This is a genomic window from Nucisporomicrobium flavum (assembly GCF_016464385.1).
In the GTDB taxonomy this organism is placed as follows: Bacteria; Actinomycetota; Actinomycetes; order Mycobacteriales; family Micromonosporaceae; genus Actinoplanes; species Actinoplanes flavus_A.
Genome location: NZ_JADMLH010000004.1, coordinates 16,392 through 34,136 on the forward strand (window position 1 = coordinate 16,392; position 17,745 = coordinate 34,136).

At 70.7% G+C, this 17,745-nt stretch carries 15 protein-coding genes and 1 tRNA gene; 9 read left to right on the forward strand and 7 right to left on the reverse strand.

Annotated elements, in window-relative coordinates:
• Nucleotides 1–23: 23 nt before the first annotated feature.
• From IT780_RS11695 to IT780_RS11705, 3 genes are all read left to right on the forward strand, one after another.
• Entirely contained in the window at nt 24–2,177 is a 2,154-nt protein-coding gene (locus tag IT780_RS11695; RefSeq protein ID WP_199511530.1) for an ATP-dependent DNA helicase UvrD2, read from the forward strand.
• A 119-nt stretch (nt 2,178–2,296) separates the two neighbouring features.
• On the forward strand, nt 2,297–2,611 hold the full coding sequence (locus IT780_RS11700) for a hypothetical protein (protein ID WP_199511531.1): 315 nt from the start codon (nt 2,297–2,299) through the stop codon (nt 2,609–2,611).
• A 139-nt stretch (nt 2,612–2,750) separates the two neighbouring features.
• Entirely contained in the window at nt 2,751–3,113 is a 363-nt protein-coding gene (locus tag IT780_RS11705) for a WhiB family transcriptional regulator (RefSeq protein ID WP_199511532.1), read from the forward strand.
• 578 nt (nt 3,114–3,691) lie between these two features.
• Here IT780_RS11705 and IT780_RS11710 read toward each other — a convergent pair.
• The 3 genes from IT780_RS11710 to IT780_RS11720 form a co-directional block, all read right to left on the reverse strand.
• The gene (locus IT780_RS11710) at nt 3,692–5,038 is read right to left on the reverse strand and encodes an ABC1 kinase family protein (RefSeq protein ID WP_199511533.1); all 1,347 of its coding nucleotides are present in this window, start codon (nt 5,036–5,038) and stop codon (nt 3,692–3,694) included.
• 4 nt (nt 5,039–5,042) lie between these two features.
• On the reverse strand, nt 5,043–6,218 hold the full coding sequence (locus tag IT780_RS11715; RefSeq protein WP_233412705.1) for a PqqD family protein: 1,176 nt from the start codon (nt 6,216–6,218) through the stop codon (nt 5,043–5,045).
• Between the two features lie 326 nt (nt 6,219–6,544).
• The gene (locus IT780_RS11720; RefSeq protein WP_015625326.1) at nt 6,545–6,706 is read right to left on the reverse strand and encodes a DUF5679 domain-containing protein; all 162 of its coding nucleotides are present in this window, start codon (nt 6,704–6,706) and stop codon (nt 6,545–6,547) included.
• Nucleotides 6,707–7,599: 893 nt separating this feature from the next.
• Between IT780_RS11720 and IT780_RS11725 the strand changes: the two genes are divergently transcribed.
• Both IT780_RS11725 and IT780_RS11730 read left to right on the forward strand, forming a co-directional pair.
• Nucleotides 7,600–8,133, forward strand: a complete 534-nt coding sequence (locus tag IT780_RS11725) for a M48 metallopeptidase family protein (protein WP_199511534.1) — start codon at nt 7,600–7,602, stop codon at nt 8,131–8,133.
• 9 nt (nt 8,134–8,142) lie between these two features.
• Nucleotides 8,143–8,739 carry a hypothetical protein gene (locus tag IT780_RS11730; RefSeq protein ID WP_199511535.1) on the forward strand — a complete coding sequence of 199 codons (597 nt, stop codon included), beginning with the start codon at nt 8,143–8,145 and terminating at the stop codon, nt 8,737–8,739.
• A 103-nt stretch (nt 8,740–8,842) separates the two neighbouring features.
• Here the strand turns inward: IT780_RS11730 and IT780_RS11735 are convergent, their stop codons facing one another.
• Nucleotides 8,843–10,027: a zinc-dependent metalloprotease gene (locus tag IT780_RS11735; protein WP_233412747.1), complete on the reverse strand. Its 1,185-nt coding sequence runs from the start codon at nt 10,025–10,027 to the stop codon at nt 8,843–8,845.
• Between the two features lie 159 nt (nt 10,028–10,186).
• Between IT780_RS11735 and IT780_RS11740 the strand changes: the two genes are divergently transcribed.
• The 3 genes from IT780_RS11740 to IT780_RS11750 all read left to right on the forward strand — a co-directional run bounded on the left by IT780_RS11740 (nt 10,187) and on the right by IT780_RS11750 (nt 14,618).
• The gene (locus tag IT780_RS11740) at nt 10,187–11,215 is read left to right on the forward strand and encodes a YlbL family protein (protein ID WP_199511537.1); all 1,029 of its coding nucleotides are present in this window, start codon (nt 10,187–10,189) and stop codon (nt 11,213–11,215) included.
• Nucleotides 11,216–11,324: 109 nt separating this feature from the next.
• Nucleotides 11,325–14,282 carry a UPF0182 family membrane protein gene (locus IT780_RS11745; RefSeq protein ID WP_199511538.1) on the forward strand — a complete coding sequence of 986 codons (2,958 nt, stop codon included), beginning with the start codon at nt 11,325–11,327 and terminating at the stop codon, nt 14,280–14,282.
• Between the two features lie 262 nt (nt 14,283–14,544).
• Nucleotides 14,545–14,618, forward strand: a tRNA-Met gene (locus IT780_RS11750).
• Between the two features lie 189 nt (nt 14,619–14,807).
• Here IT780_RS11750 and IT780_RS11755 read toward each other — a convergent pair.
• On the reverse strand, nt 14,808–15,947 hold the full coding sequence (locus IT780_RS11755) for an NADP-dependent oxidoreductase (RefSeq protein WP_199511539.1): 1,140 nt from the start codon (nt 15,945–15,947) through the stop codon (nt 14,808–14,810).
• Between the two features lie 77 nt (nt 15,948–16,024).
• On the opposite strand from IT780_RS11755, the gene IT780_RS11760 reads away from it, so the two are divergent.
• Entirely contained in the window at nt 16,025–16,579 is a 555-nt protein-coding gene (locus IT780_RS11760; RefSeq protein ID WP_199511540.1) for a TetR/AcrR family transcriptional regulator, read from the forward strand.
• Nucleotides 16,580–16,688: 109 nt separating this feature from the next.
• Here IT780_RS11760 and IT780_RS11765 read toward each other — a convergent pair whose 3' ends face one another.
• Both IT780_RS11765 and IT780_RS11770 read right to left on the reverse strand, forming a co-directional pair.
• Entirely contained in the window at nt 16,689–17,225 is a 537-nt protein-coding gene (locus IT780_RS11765; protein ID WP_199511541.1) for a hypothetical protein, read from the reverse strand.
• A gap of 43 nt (nt 17,226–17,268) precedes the next feature.
• Nucleotides 17,269–17,652: a helix-turn-helix domain-containing protein gene (locus IT780_RS11770; RefSeq protein WP_199511542.1), complete on the reverse strand. Its 384-nt coding sequence runs from the start codon at nt 17,650–17,652 to the stop codon at nt 17,269–17,271.
• Between the last annotated feature and the right edge of the window lie 93 nt (nt 17,653–17,745).

Below are 17,745 nucleotides of genomic sequence, written 5' to 3' on the forward strand. Positions count from 1 at the left end.
CCCGGGTGCCATGATTCCCGGTTGTGACAGCGGAACGCGTTCTTGCCGGGCTCGACCCCGATCAGCGCCGGGCGGTCACCGCTCCCGCGGGGCCGGTGTGCATCCTGGCCGGGGCCGGCACCGGTAAGACCAGAGCGATTACCCACCGCATCGCATACCGAACACTTTCCGGGGAGATCGACCCGCGGCACGTCCTCGCCGTCACGTTCACCGCCCGGGCCGCCGCGGAGATGCGCGCGCGCCTCACCGGGCTGGGCGCGGGCCGCGTGCAGGCCCGCACGTTCCACGCCGCCGCGCTCCGGCAGGTGCGCTACTTCGCCCCGCGGCTGCTGGAGGGCCGGGCGATGCCCGAGCTCGTGGAGAGCAAGGCGCGGCTGGTCGCCCTGGCCGCCGCCAAGGCGGGCGTACGCGCCGACCGCACCGCCGCCCGCGACCTGGCGAGCGAGATCGAGTGGGCCAAGTCGTCCCTCGTCGAGCCCGGGGAGTACGTGGTCGCCGCCACCAAGGCGCTGCGCGAGCCGCCGTACGACGCCGCCAAGGTGGCCGAGGTGTTCTCCGCGTACGAGTCGCTCAAGCGGCGCCAGGGCGTCATCGACTTCGAGGACATGCTGCGCGCCGCGGTCTGGGGCATCGAGGACCACCAGGACGTCGCCGAGCAGGTCCGCTCGCAGTACAGGCACTTCGTCGTCGACGAGTACCAGGACGTCAACCCGCTGCAGCAGCGCCTGCTGGACGCCTGGCTCGGTGGCCGCGACGACCTCACGGTGGTGGGCGACGCCAGCCAGACCATCTACTCCTTCACCGGCGCCACGTCGTCGTACCTTGTGGATTTCCCCCGGCAGCGCCGCGACGCCGTCGTGGTCCGCCTGGTCCGCGACTACCGCTCCACACCCCAGGTGGTCGGCCTCGCCAACGCGGTGATCCGCCAGGCCCGCGGCACCGAGGCCAAGCTGCGGCTGGAGCTGATCGGGCAGCGCCCGCCCGGCGCCGAGCCCGACCTCAAGATCTTCCCGGACGAGTCGGCCGAGGCGGTCGCCGTGGCCAAGCGCTGCCGGGAGCTCATCGCCGCCGGCACCCCGGCGCGGGAGATCGCGGTGCTGTTCCGCACCAACGCCCAGTCCGAGACGTACGAGAAGGCGCTGGCCGAGGCCGAGGTGCCGTACGTCGTCCGCGGCGCCGAACGCTTCTTCGAGCGCCCCGAGGTGCGCCAAGCCGTGATCGCCCTGCGCGCGGCGGTGCGCTCCACGCCGGGCGAGACCCCTTTGGTCCAGGCCGTCGTCGACGCGCTCTCCGCCACCGGCTGGGCCCGCGACCGCCCTCCGCCCGGCGGCGCGCAACGCGAGCAGTGGGAGGCACTCGCCGCGATCGTCGCCCTCGCCGAGGAGTACGAACGCAGCCCCGACGTGCTGCCGCTGGGCCAGGCCGGGGCGGTGCAACGCGACGTGTCCCTGTCCGCGTTCAACGAGGAGCTGGCCCGGCGCGCCGAGCAGCAGCACGCCCCCGCCGTGGAAGGCGTGACGCTGGCGTCCCTGCACTCCGCCAAGGGCCTCGAATGGGACGCCGTGTTCCTGGTCGGGCTCGCCGACGGCACGCTGCCCACCACGTACGCGAAAACGCCCGAGCAGTTGGAGGAGGAGCGGCGGCTGCTCTACGTCGGCGTGACCCGGGCGCGGCAGTGGCTCTGGCTCTCGTACGGTCAATCCCGCTCGTCCGGCGGCCGCAGCCGGCGCCCCTGCCGGTTCCTGCCGCAGCTGACCGACACGCGGCACCGCACGTTCGAAAAGGCCGGAGCGGGCAGTCGGAAACCCGTCACCCGGCGCGCCCAGGTGGTCTCCTGCCGCATCTGCGGGGCCACCCTCCTCGCCGGCGCCGACCGCAAACTGGGCCGCTGCCCGACGTGCCCGTCCGACCTCGACGAGGAGCTGTTCGAACGGCTCCAGACGTGGCGCGCCCGCACCGCCGCCGAGCAGAAAGTCCCTGCGTACGTGGTGTTCACGGACGCCACGATCGTGGCCATCGCGGAGCGCCGCCCCGGCACCCCGCCGGAGCTGCTCGCCATCGCCGGGATAGGCCCCCGCAAGCTCGGCCAGTACGGCGCCGCGGTGTTCGCTCTGGTGGGCGGCGCGGACCCGGCTGAGGTGTCGCCGGAGGACGCCCCAAAAAACTTTGAAAACTAGTGCGTTAATTCGTTTGCCCTCGCTTGCGGGGACGGCATAGCCTCAGTTCACACCTTGGCGAGCGGCATGCTCAACGGGGTTTCTACGACGAGTGCAAGGCGATGGAGGAGGTGGCACCGATGAAGCTCAACTACACGATCGAGCGACCGTCGACGCTGCCTGCTGTCTGCACTCCGTCCGCTTCCTGGCTTGCCGTCTCCGCGCCCGTGGCGAAGTCCGTCCTTGCGACGGAGTCCGCCTATGTGGCGGTGCCGGCTGCCGAGCGGGCCCCGGCTTCGCAGGCGCACCAGGTCCAGATCCAGGCCGAGCTGGTCCGGATCCTGGCGTCCGTCGATGGAAGCAACGGGACCACTGGGTTCGTGGGCAGCAACGGCATGAAGCGTCGTCTGACGGATGGTGCCGACGGTGTCCCGCCTCGAGGAAGGCCGGTCTGAGCGATCAGACCTCCGGCTCACCTCGAGGCCGCGGAACCCGTAACCGGGATCCGCGGCCTACTTTTTTTGCCGGCTTACCGGCCGGTGCGAACAGCATCACGATCCAGAAGATCGACAAAGAGAGAGGTGACCGGGCTTTATGAGTCTGGCGCTGGCCCCCCTCGACGTGAGCGTCGAGATGGAGGCAAACCTGCCCTGTCGGAAGTTCGACCCTGACCTGTGGTTCTCCGACTCCCCGGCCCAGCTGGAGCTGGCCAAGTCGCTCTGCGGGGACTGCCCGCTGCGCGTCGAGTGCCTGGCCGGCGCGGTCGAGCGAGCCGAGCCCTGGGGTGTCTGGGGCGGCGAGATCTTCGAGCGCGGCGCAGTCGTCCCCCGCAAGCGGCCCCGCGGCCGCCCGCGGAAGGTCGACGTGGCCCGCGACGCGGAACTCGCGGTCGAAGTGGAGGAGCGGCTCGCTGCGAGCGGCGTCGAGACCCGCAACTCGGTCCGGCTGGCGGCCTGACATGACCACCCTCACCACCCCATACCGGAAGACGGAAGACGTAGCTATGAGCCCGAACGGAGCCCCGAAGGTGAAACTCATCCAAGAAGCGCTCTCCCGAGCACGAATGCGTCGGCCTCAGGCCGACCAGCACCCTGAGGCGCACCGCCCCGCACGCCAGATCGCCATCACAGCCCGCCACCGTACGGCGCGGGAACTGGGTGGACGCCTCTGAAACGACGGACGGCCCACTACGGCCCCGCCCGCAGTCACATCGGCTGCGGGCGGGGCCATTTCCATGCGCTCGGCGTTGCTGCGGCAGGCTCGGGCTTGGCTGCGGTGCGCTCGCGTCGCTGTGGAAGGCTTGCGCGTCGCTGCGGCTCGCTCACCGGCGTTGCGCCGCGCTCAGCGCCCCCTTGCGGTGCGCTCAGCGCCCTTGCGCCGCGCTGAGCGCGCCCTTGCGCCGCGCTGAGCGCGCCCTTGCGCCGCGCTGAGCGCGCCCTTGCGCCGCGTCCCTCTTTTCTGCGGCCGGCCGTTGCTTGACGCTGAACCGCGGCGCACCCCGCCGCGTCATCTGCCGGTGGCGGGCGGGCGTACTGCTACGGCACGGGGGCGAAGCCGGGTAGCCACTTCTGCAGGATCGCCCGGTACGGCGCCTTCGCCTCCAGCTGGCAGAGGACGCCGATCGAGCCGAGCGTCACCCTGTGGATCAGCAGGTACGACGGCGGCAGGTTGAGCTTGCGGCTCAGCTGGAACGCGGGGGAGCGAGGGCTCGAGAGGCGCGTCGCCTCGGAGCGGATCCAGCTGCGGGTGAAACGGAACTCGTCGACCGCGACCGGCTCGATCATCGGGCGCAGGAAGTCGAGGACCGCCTGGGCGTCCAGGTCGTCGTCCGGCTTGATGAAGCCCTCGTCACGCAGCCCGTCGACGACCGCCGCGGCGTCGCCGTCGAGCGCGAGGCGGACCAGGCGGCCGATCGGCTCCGGGTGGCCGTCGGGCAGGCGGGCCACCGCGCCGAAGTCGATGACGCCGAGGCGCCCGTCCGGCAGGATGCGGAAGTTGCCCGGGTGCGGGTCGGCGTGCAGCAGGCCTGCGCGGGCCGGGGCGGAGAAGTGCAGGGTGGCCATCAGCCGGCCGGCCTCGTCGCGCTCCGGCTCCGTACCGTCGCTGATGATGCGGGACAGCGGCGTGCCGTCGACCCACTCGGTGACGAGCACCGTCGGCGCCGAGGCGACCACGCGTGGGACGAAGATCTCCGGATCGTTCGCGTACGCCGCCGCGAACGCCTTCTGCGTCTCGGCCTCCATGGCGTAGTCGAGCTCCTCGGTGATGCGCTCCCGCAACTCCGCCAGCAGGGGCTTCATGTCCATGCCCGGCTGGATGATCTTGAACATGCCGGCCAGGCGGCCCAGCTGCTTGAGGTCTGCGAGCAGGGCGTCGCCCGCCCCCGGATACTGCACCTTGACGGCCACCGGCAGCGTCTTGGGCCGGGCGCCCTTGCGCGTCGGCGGAAGCTTCCAGACCGCCCGGTGCACCTGCCCGATGCTCGCCGCCGCGGCCGGGCTGTCGTCGAACTCGGCGAACTTGTCGCGCCAGTCCGCCCCCAGCTGCTCCGTCAGCACCCTGTGCACGCTGGCGACCGGCATCGGCGGAGCGGCCTCCTGCAGCTTGGTGAGCGCCTGCCGGTACGGCCCCGCCATCTCCTCCGGCATCGCCGCCTCGAAGACCGACAGCGCCTGCCCGAACTTCATGGCGCCGCCCTTGAGCTGCCCGAGGACGCTGAAGAGCTGCTCGGCGGTGCGCTGCTGGATGTCGGCGGAGATGACGTCGGTGGCGATCCCGGTCACCCGCTTGCCGAGCCCCAGCACCGTACGGCCGGCGAAGCCGAGGGGGAGGGCGGCGAGCTTGGCTGTCCGGGACGCCGCACGACGCGGGATGTCGGTCACCAGATCATTGTGACCGAGAAATGGCCGATCGACCGCTCGGGAGCGGAGGCCCGGCCCGGGGCGAGCGTGGGGACGACCACCCCGGCATGCAGAAACAGGCGGGATGCGAGGTCCAGCTCCGGCGGCGGACGCGGCCCGGGGCGCTGATCTCGATCTCCGCCCCGAACGCCGTCGACGGGTCGCCGTCGATGAAGGCGAGAACCTCCCCGGCGGCATAGCCGGTGGCGGCGAGCAGGGTCGAGACGGCGCACGGCTCCGCCTCTGCCGATCCCGGACGGGGATGTGCCCAGCCCGTGTTGTCAGCCGTGGCCGGGCTGCTCGCGGCCGTCGAGCCGTCGAGGATTCGGGTTTCGCGGTCTCGGCGGTGCAGGTCCACGCAGTTCAGGCACGGACCGCCGGGCGCGCGTACGAGCGGTCCGATGACGGGGACCGCCTCGCGGATGGTGACCGGCAGGTAGGGCTGGCGCCGTTGGGCGTAACCGGCGGCGAGCAGGGCCACCGGCTGGTCGTACTCGAGCTGGACGACGAGCGAGGCGCCGCCGCGGCGTACCGGTCGGGTCTCCGCGGTGGGGGCGGCCCGGCGGATGGCGGCGCCGATGGCCTCGGCGCGGGGCCGGCCGAGGTCGGCGTCGCGCAGCGGGCTGCCGGGGCGGTCGTGGTGGGTGACCGCTCCGGGCACGTCGGCGTGGACGTGCCCGACACCGGCTTCGGCCAGGGCTACCGCGATGCCGGCGGCGAGCCTCCCGCGGCCGGTGACAGTGACTCGCGCGGCCCGTCGCCGGCGCAGGACGACCGCCGGAGCAACCGGGTCGGCGGCGGATGTGGCCGGGGGCAGGGGCGGGAGCGGGCGGAGAGCGATCGCGGCGGCTTCGCTGGAGAGGCGGTGGCGGGTGTCTTCGTCGAGGGCGGCCGGGTACAGGGCCGGCGCCGGCAGCACGAGGCCAGCTTCGCGGAGGCCGTCCAGGAGGGCGAGGGCGTCCTTCACGGGTACGCCGAGGGCCGCGGCGTGGCGCAGGATCGTGCGTTCCGGGCGGGAGCCGTCGAGCAGGTCGAGCAGCGCGGCGGCCGAGGGGTCCGGGAGGTCCAGCAGGTAGGCACGGGTGGGGTGGGTGCCGAGTTGCACGGTGCGGGCGTCTCGCCAGATGCGGCGCAGGCCCGGCACGAGGGTGGGGCGCGGCAAGGGGGAGCGCGAGGCCGCCGAGCGGGACGCTGCTGACCCGGGGCGTGGCACTGAGGGGAGCGGTGCTGAGGGGAGCGGGAGGCGGCTCATGCGTGACAGGTTGTCACGGCGTCGACGCGGAGGGGTGTGGTTGTCCACAGGCGCCCGGTCGCTCGTGCTCGGTTGTCCACAAGCTGGGGCGAGTTATCCACAGGGGTGCGGCACGCGTGGATAACTACTCAACGTTGCGGGGCGAACACGGTTATGCCCCGGGCGGGTGAGTCGTCCAGGGCCGGGACGACGGTAGGGGCGGCCGCGCGGCCGCCCCTACCGTCGAGTGCGTCCGGTCAGGCCTTGGCCTTGCCCAGGATGCGGTTCACCGTGGTGCCGCAGACCGGGCACTTGCCCTTGGCCATGTTCATGCCGGTCTTCGAGACCTCGACAGTCCCCTGGAAGTCGCGCTTCTCCTTGCACTTCACGCAATAGCCGTTGTACGTGTTGTCGGCCACGGTTCCTCCTCGTCATGTTGTCGGCCGGGTCGGCCCGATGGTCCGGGCGCGGCCAGATCCTGGAGAGGACCTGGACCTCCCGGGGTCCCTGCTCGCGGCGACAGGCCGCGATCTGTGTTCGGCGCTGGACCGCTCCGCGACCACGTGGATGTGGCCACCCGTTCGGGGCGGTCACTACCCAGCTCCGGCCATTTCCATGTCAGCGCGGCGCCGGCGGTGTCGTCGACGTCGTGAGTCTGCCGGTCAGGATGCTGCTTTTCCGGAACATTCAGGCAGACACGCCGACGAAGCGCCCAGAAAACCCAAAACAGGACTAGGCGGGAGCTTCTGCCGTAGTGGCTGGGTGGGCTGAGTGGGCCGCGGAGGTGGGCGGCGGGGGGTGGGGGAAGAGGCAGGTGGCAGAGGGGGGAGAGGAGGGCGGGGCTGCCGAGGCAGACCCGTGCGAGAGGGCGGACGCGGGTCGGACGGGAAGCGGACGCGGGGGCGGGCCTGGAGGCGGACGCGGGGGCGGGCCTGGAGGCGGACGCGGGGCGCGCGTGGAGGCGGACGCGGGGCGGGCCTGGAGGCGGGCGTGAAGGCAGTGCGTGGGGGCTGGCGCGAAGGCGGGCGTGGAGGAGTGCGAAGAGGGCGGCGGCGGTGGCGGTCGGTGGCACCGGACCTCAGAGCTTTTTCTGGAGGCAGGAGGTTTAGGGGCGCCCGCGGTGGTCACGTTGACGGCGTATAGCGTGGGTCGTGCTCCCCGCTGCATGTTGCAGCTTTGGAAAATATTTTCGGATTTTCTGGGGCGAAGCTCACATTTTGGGTGCGTGTCGTTTGCCGTACCCTTGCGGCCACCTGGCCCTGACGGATTAACGTCGCAATGTGAACCCCAGTGTGGGCTGCGCAGGCCGGTAATGGCCAGGACGCGCAAGCCTGTCGTCGAAGTGCGGCGCAGCCAGCGCCGTCGTCGCACGGTGTCCGCGTACCGCGAGGGCGAGCGCGTCGTCGTCCTGATTCCCGACCGGTTCTCGCGCGCCGAGGAGACCGAGTGGGTCGCGCGGATGCTCGAGCGGCTGGCCGCCCGTGAGGAGCGCGTCCAGCGTACGGACGGGGAGCTGCTCGCGCGGGCGCAGCGGCTCACGGCTCGATATCTGCCCGACCATGCGAGGCATGTGATCCCGGCCAGCGTGCGATGGGTCACCAACCAGAACGGCCGCTGGGGCTCCTGTACGCCGGACGATGGCACGATCCGCATCTCCCACCGTATCCAGGAGATGCCGGACTGGGTCATCGACTATGTGCTCCTGCACGAGCTCACCCACCTGGTCGTGCCCAGCCACAATGCCACCTTCTGGGAGCTGGTGAACCGCTATCCGAAGGCGGAACGGGCGCGTGGCTACCTGGAGGGCATCTCCGCCGCCACCGGGCTGGTCCTCGCCGACGACTAGTGTGCGGGCGTGACCAGACGCGTCGTGGTGGCCCTGCTCAACCCCGTGACCTGGAGTCCTCCCGGCGTCGAGCTGGGCCGATGGCGTGCGGCGCTGGCCGAGGACGTCGTCGACCTCCTGGCCCGGCTGGCTCAGGCCGAGCCGGCGATCGCGGCCGTCCCCGAGGACCTGGAGCTCGCGCGGGAGATCGCGTGGCCCGGGATGCCGATCTACGAGGTGCCGACCGCGACGGTGCTGCCGGTGCTGCGGCGAGCGGCCGAGGACGGGTACGAGCAGGGCGCCGTGCTCGCCGCCGACGCCGCCGACGTGCCGGGGATGATTCTGGGGAAGCTCCTGCGGCCGCTGGGCGGCAAGCCCGTGGCTGTGGCACCGGCCGGGCCGGGAGGCGGGGTGCTGGCGGTGGCCGCGAACCTGCCCGTGCCGGAGTGGCTGGCGGACACCGATCTGGACGATGCCACGCCGATGACGCTGCGCCGGACGGCTCCGCGGCCGAGTCTGGTCGAGTCGACGCCCGAGTGGCGCCGGCTGCGCGGGCCGGCCGACCTCGCCACCCTCGACATGGGTCTGGAGGGCTGGGAGAACACCCGGGCGGTTCTCGGGGGTTGATCTTCCCCACTCACGCAGCATGAAGGCCGAGGGCCAGCGGATGCTGGGCCCCCGGCCGGCCTCGGCGGGAGCGACGATCTGTACCACCCGCCGAGCTACGACATCAGGATTGTGATCCTGGTTCTTTGCCTTCGTCGGAATTGCCCAGGTTGTCGAGCTCGGAGATGTCCCAGTCGAGCTTGCTGGTGGCGAACTTCTGCGGGTCGGCGAAGTCCTCGTCAGTGGGCAGCAGGTCCGGGTGGTCCCACAGCGCGTCGCGGCCCTGCACGCCGCGGGCCTCGGTGACCGCAGCCCACAGCGCGCCCGCTTCGCGGAGGCGGCGCGGGCGCAGCTCGAGACCGACCAGAGCCGCGAAGGTCTGCTCAGCCGGGCCGCCGGCCGCGCGGCGGCGCCGGAACGCCTCGCTGAGCGCGGCGACGGACGGCAACCGGTCGCCGGCCGCCGAGTCGACGACGTGGCCGACCCAGCCCTCGATGAGCGCGAGCGCCGTCTCGAGGCGGGCGAGGCTGGCCTTCTGCTGCGGCGTGTCCTCCGGCGTGAAGATGCCCTCGAGCGCCATGGCCTGCATCGACTCCGGGTCGGTCGGGTCGACGCGGCTCATCGCCTCCTCGATCGCCTCCCGGTTGACCGTGATGCCGTTCGCGTACGTCTCCACCGCGCTGAGCACGTGCGCGCGCAGCCACGGCACGTGCTGGAACAGTCGCTGGTGGGCCGCCTCGCGCAGCGCCACGTAGAGCCGGACCTGGTCCTCGGGGATCTCGAGGCCGTCGCCGTACGTCTTGATGTTGGACGGGATGAGCGCGGCGGTGCCGGCCGGGCCGAGCGGCAGGCCGATGTCGCCGGCCGACAGCACCTCCGCGGCGAGCTGGCCCAGCGCCTGGCCGAGCTGGCCGCCGAAGAGCGCGCCGCCGAGCGTGGCGACCATCGACTGCATCGGGCCGAGCTGGGCGCGGGCCTCCTCGGGCACGAGGTCGCCCATCGCGCCGACCATGCGGCCCGCGATCGGGTCGCACAGCTTCTTCCACACGTCGAGGGTGTTGTACACCCACTCGTTCCTGTTCCAGGCGGTCGCGTCGCGGATGCCCGAGGGCAGCGCGGACGCCGGGTCGAGCCACAAGTCGGCGAGGCGCAGTGCCTCGGAGACGGCATTGTGCTCGTACATGTTCACCGACGGGTCACCGGTCGCGCTCAGCTGGCTGGCGGCCACCTGGCGCGCCAGATCCCAGTTGACCGGGCCACTTCCGGGCGCGGCGAACATCTGCTGCAGCTGATTCATGAACTGCTGCATCTGCTGCGGGTCGGAGGGATCGGGCGGCTGGGCGCCCGGCAGGCTGAAGCCGAACGGGATATCAGGCACGTCCCCAACCGTACGCGCGTCAAGGCGCTTCGGGACCAATGCCGGTGTCAGCTCAGAGAGAACTCAGGGTCGGTTGGTACGGTCACGCGCATGAGACGTCGCGGTGTCACGGTCATCCTCGGCGCCCTGATCACCGCACTGCTGGCAGTCGGAGTCATGGCCTTTCCCCTGCCGTACGTGGTGCTCAAGCCCGGACCGACCGTGAACACCCTCGGATCGGACAACGGCAAAGAGGTCATCCAGGTGACGAAGGCCCAGACCTCGACCAGTAAGGGTCAGCTCCGGCTGACCACCGTAGGGGTGCAACCCAGCGTGGAGCTGGTCTGGGCCATCCGGGGCTGGTTCAGCAACGAGCAGGCGGTCGTGCCGCGCGACCTGATCTACCCGCCGGACCGCAGCGAGCAGCAGGTGGAGCAGCAGAACGCCGAGGAGTTCAAGTCCTCGCAGTCCAGCGCCGAGACCGTCGCGCTGCGCAAGCTCGGCTATCCCGTGCAGACATACGTGACGCAGGTGACACAGGACGGGCCGTCGGCGGGACGGCTGGAGAAGGACGATGTCATCACCTCGGTCGACGGCGTGGCGGTGACCGGGCCGGCGAAGCTCACCGAGCTGATCCAGTCCAAGCCCGCGGGGACCGGCCTGACCATCGGCTACACCCGGGACGGCAAGACGGGGACCGTGAAGATCGTCTCGGACAACCTGGAAAGCGGCCAGAAACCGCGCATCGGCGTCGGCATCGGCTACCGCCAGCCGCACCCGTTCACCGTGACCATCGACCTGGACGAGATCGGCGGGCCCAGCGCGGGGCTGATGTTCACCCTCGGCATCATCGACAAGCTCAAGCCCGAGGACCTGACGGGCGGCAAGATCATCGCGGGTACGGGCACGATCGACGACCAGGGCGACGTGGGACCCATCGGCGGCATCCCGCAGAAGCTGGTCGGCGCCCGGGAGGCCGGCGCCCAGCTCTTCCTGGTCCCGATCGACAACTGTGCCGAGGCGCTGCGCAACGCGGTGCCCGGCCTGCCCATGGCCGAGGTCGCGACTGTGGATGACGCCCTGACCGCCCTGCAGACCTTCACCAGCGGCGGAACGCCGAAACCGTGCACGGCCACATGACTTGTCCACAGGCACCAGAGCGGAACGACGCAACACCCTAAAGTGAAGAACCGGTCTTGAAAACTTAGTGGGGTTCACGGTGGTCATGCGTAACAGTCCTCTACCGAGGATGAGCCGGCGCGGTCGCGTGACCGTCGGCGTCCTCGTGGGGGTTTTCCTTCTCTTTACGCTGCTCGGCTGGGGCATCGACGCGTACACCGACTACTTGTGGTACGACGAGGTCCAGTTCACGGAGGTCTTCACGGGCGTCCTGCTGACCCGGCTCCTGTTGTTCCTCGCGATCGGCCTCGCCATGGCGCTGATCATCGCGGGCAACCTCTACCTGGCGTACCGGCTGCGGCCCCTGCTCCGCCCGCACTCCGCCGAGCAGGCCACCCTCGAGCGCTACCGCATGGTGATCCAGCCGCGGCTGGGCACGTGGATCGCGGTCGTCGCCGTCGTCATCGGGTTCTTCTCCGGCCTGTCCGCGCAGAGCCGCTGGAAGGACTGGATGCTCTTCCAGAATTCCCAGCCCTTCGGCGTACGGGATCCGCAGTTCAACGTGGACATCGGCTTCTACGTCTTCGACTACCCGCTGCTGCGCTACCTGCTCGGCGTGGGCTTCACGGCGGTCGTGCTGTCGGTGATCGGCGCGCTCGCCGTGCACTACGTGTTCGGCGGCGTACGGCTGCAGGGCGTCGGCGACCGGATGACGTCGGCCGCCCGCGCCCACCTGACCACGCTGGTGGCGGTGTTCGTGCTGCTGAAGGCGGTCGCGTACATCCTCGACCGGCGCGCGCTCCTGCTCGAGCAGCACGTGTCGCCCGGCCTCTACGGCGCCGGCTACACCGACGTCAACGCGTTGCTGCCGGCCAAGGAGATCCTGGCGTACATCTCGATCGTGGTCGCCATCGCGATCATCGTGTTCTCCAACGCGGTCATGCGGAACCTGGTCTGGCCCGGCGTCTCGCTGGCCCTGCTCGCCATCTCCGCGGTCGCGATCGGCGGCATCTACCCGCTGGCGGTGCAGAACTTCCAGGTCCAGCCCAGCCTGGCGGACAAGGAGGCGCCGTACATCGCACGGTCGATCCAGGCCACGCGCGCGGCCTTCGGGCTCGGGGACACGCAGGTGACCCCGTACGCCGCGGAGAGCGTCGTACCGCCTCCGGCGCTGGCGACCAACGCCAGCGCGCAGAACATCCGGGTCATCGACCCGCAGCTGGTCTCCGAGGCGTTCACGCAGTCGCAGCAGGTCCGTGGCTTCTACGACTTCGGCCCCAAGCTGGACGTGGACCGCTACACGGTGGCCGACAAGACGCAGGACTACGTCGTCGGCGTCCGTGAGATCAACGACCGCGCGCTCACCCAGCAGCAGCAGAACTGGCTCAACCGGCACACCGTCTTCACCCACGGGTACGGGCTGGTCGCGGCGCCCGCCAACCAGTCGTGCGGCGGGCTGCCGTACTTCGTCTCCGGCTTCCTCGGCGGGGGCGCCCAGACCGCCAACTGCTCCTCGCCGTCCGAGCAGATCAAGGTCGACCAGCCGCGCATCTACTACGGCGAGCAGTCCAGCGAGTACGCGATCGTCGGGCAGGCCGACAAGGACAAGAACGTGGAGTTCGACCGGCCGCAGCCCACGGACAGCAACGCCGAGCAGCGCTACACGTACGACGGCCAGGGCGGCGTCCCGATCGACTCGTTCTTCCGCCGGCTGGTCTTCGCGATCAAGAACACCGAGAGCAACTTCCTGCTCTCCGACGCGGTCAACAGCGAATCGCGGGTCATGTACGTCCGCGACCCGCGCTCGCGCGTCGAGAAGGTCGCGCCGTTCCTGACCATCGACGGGGACCCGTACCCGGCCGTCGTCGACGGGCGGATCAAGTGGATCCTCGACGGGTACACGACCGCGGCGACGTACCCGTACGCGCAGCGGATCAACCTGCAGGAGGAGACGCAGGACGAGCTCACCAACCGGGGCACGTTCGCGCTCGCCCGCGACAACGTCAACTACATGCGCAACTCGGTCAAGGCGACGGTCGACGCGTACGACGGCACGGTGACGCTGTACGAGTTCGACGATCAGGACCCGGTGCTGAAGGCGTGGAACAAGGCGTTCGGCGGTGACCTGATCACCCCGAAGGCGCAGATCCCGGCGTCGCTGGAGGCGCACTTCCGCTACCCGTCCGACCTGTTCAAGGTGCAGCGCAACTTGCTGACCAAGTTCCACGTCACCGACCCCGCCGACTTCTTCACCGGCAACGACTTCTGGGCGGTGCCCAACACGCCGGACGGCTCCGAGCAGAAGAAGCAGCCGCCGTTCTACCTGAACGTGCAGCTGCCGGGGCAGGACGCCACCCGGTTCCAGCTCACCTCGGCCGTCACCCCGAGCAACCGGGAGAACCTGGCGGCGATGATCTCCGGCTCGTACGTCGACGGCAAGCCACGGCTGGAGGTCCTCGAACTGCCGGACGAGACCGCCATCCCGGGCCCGGCGCAGGTGCATCAACAGATGACCAGCAACGGTACGGTGCGGCCCGAGCTGAACCTGCTCCAGACGAACAACCAGGCGCAGGTGCTCTTCGGCAACCTCATCTCGTTGCCGGTCGGCAACGGCATGCTCTACGTCGAACCGGTGTACGTGAAGAGCGGCCAGCAGTCCAACGCGGCCCCGCTGCTGCAGAAGGTCCTCATGTCGTACGGCGACGGCGGCCGGTACGCGGTCCTGGCCAACAACCTCCAGGACGGCCTGAAGGCGCTCGTGGCACAGGGCAAGAACCAGCAACCGCCCACATCCACGCAGAACAACAACCCGCCGTCCGGCACGCAGCCACCGGCCAACAGCCAGCTGACCCAGGCGGCTGCGGACCTCGACAAGGCCATCGCGGACGTCAAGGCGGCCCAGCAGTCCGGCGACTTCGCCCGGTACGGCCAGGCGCTCCAGGCGCTCGACACGGCGATGAACAACTTCCAGAACGCCCAGAAGGCGGCCAACACGCCGGCCACGCCGTCGGCGGGACCCTCGACGCCGCCATCCACGCCGGCCTCGACGCCTCCATCTTCGGTGGCGCCCACGCCTAGCGGTGGGTGACGGTTTCTCGTCAGTGTGTGCGGCCCGCCGGGGATTCTCGGCGGGCCGCTTCGTTTCCTGGTCGGCCCGCGCTCCGGCGGGCCGCTTCGTTCCTCGGTCGGCCCTGGTGCGCCGGCCGCTTCGCTCTCCCGGCCAGCCGTTTTGTCGGCCGGCCGCTCCACCTCTCGGGCCTGGTTTCCGCCCGGCCGCCGGCAGGTGTGGGGAGCGTTACGGGGGGTCGTTTTGCAGGCGCCGGAGCCGCACGCTAGGGTTGAGCTACCGACGCGGGGTGGAGCAGCTCGGTAGCTCGCTGGGCTCATAACCCAGAGGTCGCAGGTTCAAATCCTGTCCCCGCTACGAGATGAAGTGCAGGTTGAAGGCCCGTCACCCAGCTGGGTGACGGGCCTTTCGCCATATGGTGGTCGCTTCACCATTCCGCCGGGGCGTCTTCGGATTGCCGCGGCGTTTTCGGATCGCCGTGGCGTCTCGGATTGCCGTGGCGTCTCGGATTGTTGTTTCGGCGAGGTCGCCTGGCCTGCGGATCGCTTACGCGGCGGCTTCGCGGCCCGGCACCAGCATCACCTTTCCGTGCGGGTTGCCCGACAGGCTGAGCGCCACCGCGTCGCGCCATTGCTCCAGCGGGTAGGCCCTCGCGATCGGGAGATGGAATGCACCCTCGGCGGCGAGGGATGCGTACTCCGGCAGGAGCTTGGCGGGCGGCGTCAGGCCGGGCCGTAGCTCGTCCAGGTTGACGCGGGCGCCGAGCCGGCGGGCCTCCTCGTGGTTGCTGATCGTCATGACGCGCCGGGGATCGCCGCCCGCCAGCGCGATGAGGTCCGGCATGGTGCCCGGGCTGGGGCGGGGCGTGTCCAGCACGAGGTCGACGTCTTCACCCCCGGTCAGCGCGCGTACGCGGTCGGGCATGCCTCTGCCGTACGGGGTGACCCGAGCGCCGAGCTGCTCCAGGTCCGCGGCGAACGTGGGGCCGGCGGTGGCGACGACGCGCGCACCGAGACGCAGCGCGATCTGCACGGCGGCGTAGCCGACCATGCCGCCTGCACCGTGGACGAGGAGCGTGGCGCCCGGTTCGACGCGCATCGTCTCGAGGGTCCAGGCGGCCGTCTGTACGACCATGGGCAGGGCCGCCGCCTGCACCGGGTCGAGGCCGGCGGGCACGCGGTACCAATTGTTCAGCAGGGCCACGTCGGCCGCTCCGGCGCTCGGCTGCTCGATGAAGTCGGCGGTGCCGAAGACGACGGCGCCCACCCCGGCCGTCTCGTTGCGGGTCCCGGCGTGACCGCCGCGGTTGCCCACTCCGGCCCTTTCGGTGCGAGAGCTCGCCGGCTGCCCGGCATCACCGCCGCTGTCCGACGCTTCCTCCTCGCGGGCCGCATCGATGTCACCGACCACGTCGATAACCCCGGCCGCGTCGATAACCCCGGCCGCGTCGATGTCACCGACCGCGTCGATGATGCCGGCCACGTCGTAGCCGATGCCGCGGGGCAGTGCGCCCGGGAGGAAGCCACGGCACAGTTCCCAGTCCGCGGGGTTGAGTCCCGTGGCGAGGACTCGTACGCGAACGCGGTTCTTCGGTGGGTCTGGTATCTCGATCCGCTCTTCTTGCAGGACGGCGAGTGGCTCGCCGGTCCGGTGGAAGCGGATGGCGCGGGACGGGACAGCCGGCATGATGTCTCCTCGAGGTTGTGTCAGTGACTGACCTTATCACCGTAACGACAGTGACTGACACAACCTAGGATGTGCCCATGCCGAGAAGTGGTGCCGAGGCGCGGGCGAGACTGCGTGAGGCAGCGTTGGACCTGTACGGCGAGTGCGGCTATGACGCCACGACCACCGCCGAGATCGCCGCCCGGGCCGGGGTCACCGAGCGGACCTACTTCCGGCATTTCCCCGACAAGCGCGAGGTGCTCTTCGACGGCGAGGCCGAGCTGCGCGAGGTCATGACCGGCGCGATCGCCTCGGCTCCCGGCAGCCCCGCACCCTTGGCGCTGGTGCTGCAGGCGTATGTGGCGGCGGTGCCGCTTTTCGTTGCCGGCCGTCCCGTGGCCGAGCGGCGGGCGAAGATCATTGCCACGTCTCCCGCATTGCAGGAGAGGGCACATGCCAAGCGGGATGCCGTGACGGATGCGCTGATCGGTGCCTTGCAGGATCGCGGGATTGCTGAGCCTACGGCGCGTCTGGCCGCGCGAGTGGGCGCTGCTGTCTTCGAGCGGGCCGGCCGGGAGTGGGACGGTGCGTCGGGCTCCGACCTGACGGCGCTGATCGGGCAGGCTGCTGACGAATTGCGTGAGTTGGCCTGAAGGCCGGTGGCCGAGGGTGCCGCGCCGGTAAGGGCGCGCAGCGGGCGCCGTGCCGGCTGGAGATGCGCAGCGGGCGCCGTGCCGGCTACGACCGCGGTCGCGGGTGAGGTCAGCGCTGGGCCGGTGGTCGGCGGATGGACCGTACGTTCGCTTCGACCGGCTGGCTCTCCGTGGCCACGCGCATGCCGTTCAGGTAGCCGTCCGTCTCCCGCTGCTCGCCGTACTCCGCGAGCCGCTCGCTGATGGCCTGCCATTCCCGTTCGCGGTCCGCGGCGAGCGCCGTGCGTACCTCGGCGAGCAGGTCCTTCATCTGGTCCTCGTCCACGGTTCCGCCCTGCTCGGGGGAGAGGCGGCTGAGGATCTGGTCGCGGGAGAAGGCGACGAGGACGGCGAGCCAAGCCAGGACGAACATGCCGGTCACCACGACCAGGACCGCCACGCCCTGGAAGTTCGGGGGCGGGCCCGGTGGCACGCCGGGGATGCCGGGGGGTGGGCCGGGGCGTTCCGGGAAGCCGACGATGAGCGTGACGACCAGGGCGCCCGTCGCGGCGATGGCGACGATGAGGCAGGAGATGAGGAGTTTGCTCATCTGAAGGTGCAGCCCACTCGCGGCGGATCCGTGGTCGGCTTTGGCCCGCGCTGTCATGATGCCGAGATTACGGATGTCGGGCGCGTCACGCGAATGGCAGTTACGCGGTGCGTCGCCGGCGGAGCGCCTTCCGGTATGGATCGATCATCCGATCGAGGACGGTCTCGAGCGCCCGGCGGTCCTCCGCCGGGATCGGGGAGTCGTCGGCGAGCATGCGGGCCAGCTCGTGGACCAGCGGGTGGGTCGCCGGCGGCTGGGGCTGTGGACCACCCACCCGATCCGGGTACGCCGCGAGCACCAGCTCGTTGATGCTCCGGCCGAGCACGGGCGCGATCCGCTCGATGGACCGGATGGTGGGCCGCTGCTCCCCGCTGAGCCAGCGCAGCACCACGGACGGATCCATGCCGACGGCGCGGGCGAAGTGGGTGGGCGTCGGGAAGCGGGCGGCCTGGATCGCTTCCTTGAGGTAGCCGCCGAAGCTCATCGGCACAGCATAAGCGGCTTGCGACACCGCGCGGCGATTGGTTGAAGGGCACTGTGCTGATAGCGTCATTGGTTGGAAAGCCAATGGCCCGGG

Coding starts and splice junctions, on each gene's coding strand:
- IT780_RS11765 (WP_199511541.1), bottom strand. CDS start 17,225: ATGACAGCGCGGGCCAAAGCCGACCACGGATCCGCCGCGAGTGGGCTG.
- IT780_RS11700 (WP_199511531.1), top strand. CDS start 2,297: ATGAAGCTCAACTACACGATCGAGCGACCGTCGACGCTGCCTGCTGTC.
- IT780_RS11755 (WP_199511539.1), bottom strand. CDS start 15,947: ATGCCGGCTGTCCCGTCCCGCGCCATCCGCTTCCACCGGACCGGCGAG.
- IT780_RS11735 (WP_233412747.1), bottom strand. CDS start 10,027: ATGCAGCAGTTCATGAATCAGCTGCAGCAGATGTTCGCCGCGCCCGGA.
- IT780_RS11725 (WP_199511534.1), top strand. CDS start 7,600: ATGGCCAGGACGCGCAAGCCTGTCGTCGAAGTGCGGCGCAGCCAGCGC.
- IT780_RS11705 (WP_199511532.1), top strand. CDS start 2,751: ATGAGTCTGGCGCTGGCCCCCCTCGACGTGAGCGTCGAGATGGAGGCA.
- IT780_RS11760 (WP_199511540.1), top strand. CDS start 16,025: ATGCCGAGAAGTGGTGCCGAGGCGCGGGCGAGACTGCGTGAGGCAGCG.
- IT780_RS11745 (WP_199511538.1), top strand. CDS start 11,325: ATGAGCCGGCGCGGTCGCGTGACCGTCGGCGTCCTCGTGGGGGTTTTC.
- IT780_RS11770 (WP_199511542.1), bottom strand. CDS start 17,652: ATGAGCTTCGGCGGCTACCTCAAGGAAGCGATCCAGGCCGCCCGCTTC.
- IT780_RS11740 (WP_199511537.1), top strand. CDS start 10,187: ATGAGACGTCGCGGTGTCACGGTCATCCTCGGCGCCCTGATCACCGCA.